At 61.8% G+C, this 1,389-nt stretch carries 2 protein-coding genes and 2 pseudogenes; 1 reads left to right on the top strand and 3 read right to left on the bottom strand.

Features of this window, described 5'->3' with window-relative positions:
- Positions 1–21 precede the first annotated feature (21 nt).
- From AC1DEY_RS23420 to AC1DEY_RS23410, 3 genes and pseudogenes are all read right to left on the bottom strand, one after another.
- Positions 22–201: a hypothetical protein gene (locus tag AC1DEY_RS23420; RefSeq protein ID WP_476870088.1), complete on the bottom strand. Its 180-nt coding sequence runs from the start codon at positions 199–201 to the stop codon at positions 22–24.
- A gap of 54 nt (positions 202–255) precedes the next feature.
- Positions 256–396, bottom strand: a pseudogene (locus tag AC1DEY_RS23415) (recombinase family protein); the annotation flags it as partial.
- 179 nt (positions 397–575) lie between these two features.
- A pseudogene (locus AC1DEY_RS23410) lies at positions 576–1,172 on the bottom strand (recombinase family protein); the annotation flags it as partial.
- Positions 1,173–1,185: 13 nt separating this feature from the next.
- Here AC1DEY_RS23410 and AC1DEY_RS23405 point away from each other — a divergent pair.
- The coding region (locus AC1DEY_RS23405; RefSeq protein WP_476870087.1) for a hypothetical protein at positions 1,186–1,389 on the top strand (204 nt) is incomplete at its 3' end.

The following is a 1,389-nucleotide window of genomic DNA, read 5'->3' as shown; positions in this document are numbered from 1 at the left end:
CTCTCAAGCGCATCATCAATCTCAAGGGCCTGGAAGCCCGCGTTGTCGATAATCGTCAAGGATTGGTTTGGCCATGTGGGTGACATTCGGCATTCTCAGCATAGTGATCGCGTAGTTCGTCACCATGTCGTTGCGATCGGTGATCTGCGCGGACTTCATTGGGCTCAGGCATTCGGCGCACAGGGCGATGCCCGCCAGCAAATGCCTTGCCTTGTTCGTCCGCGAGCGCCTACGTGCCGGGTCCTTCAGTACAGCGCATGTGGCTTCCCAAATGTGGCGCTCCACTATGGCCGGAAACTCCGACTCTCCGACAATTTCCCCCTCCCACTCGGCAAGGCCAGCGTTGCGGGGGCGCAGGAGCATCTGCCGCAAGGTTGCGTAGGACCACGCGCCACCGCGAGCGGTCCTACCCCGCGGTCACCCAACATCTGAATGAATGACCCCAGCGAGAACCCTGCCAGAACGTGGCCTTGGGCCTCGCGCACAATGGCCGCCCCAACATCGTCCAGCACAGGGACACCCGACGCTCTGCCAGCCAAAGGGGCGGGAGCCGCCCAGCCATCCCCAGTCATGGCCTTTTGCTGTTGGGCTCGACGTACACGCTCCGCCTTGTGGGCAGACTCATAGCGGGCAACCTGCCCCAGCAGGCCAGCCCGCAACATCCCTTCTGGCGTGCGTAGGYCAATCTCCCCGCCCTTGACTGTATGCGTGGCGACAGAATGCTTGTTGCATACGGCTATGTAGTCCTCAAGCTCTGTGGGACTACGGTGGAGCCGGTCAGTGTGCCAGCTTATGACGACATCGACGGCCCCCGCTGCGATGTCCGCCAGCATCCTCAGGTCGCCGGGGCGCTTCTTGCCTGAGTAGGCGCTGATGTCGTTATCCGTGTAGACCGCGTGAACTGACATTCCTTGCTCTTCCGCAAGGGCGCGACAGTCCTCCTCCTGGCGTTGCACGCCTAGGCTCGCCTGTTTTGTCGTCTGAGATGCGGGCGTATATTGCTGCCACCGGAGATGCCATGGATGCAGCCTGGAGTGTATTGCGTCTCGACATATGCCAGGAAGGCCCGAGTTGAGTGCACTCCACCAGCACCCCCGCACCGAAGCGGGCCTTTCTCCCCTTGGCAACGCAACTGGACCGTGGATGCAATGGACGTAGGCTCCGTTCGCCATCAGGAGGCATCCCATGAACGTCCCGGTCATTTTGGCGCTCGGCGCGATTATTGTATTTGCCATCGTCGTGGTCAGAACGCGCGACAAGGATCCCCAGCAGCGGTCCACCGTGTTGCTGCGGACCGGGGCGGCCATCATGGGGGTGTTCACCGTCCTCGCGGGAATCGTCATTGTCGGCGACTCAATGCAGAGCCCCGGCGGAACGGCAGCGATGCTG

Source organism: Arthrobacter sp. 05T47 (assembly GCF_056395825.1).
The sequence above is the reverse complement of the archived record's forward strand: the minus strand, read 5'-3'. Positions and strand labels throughout refer to the sequence as shown.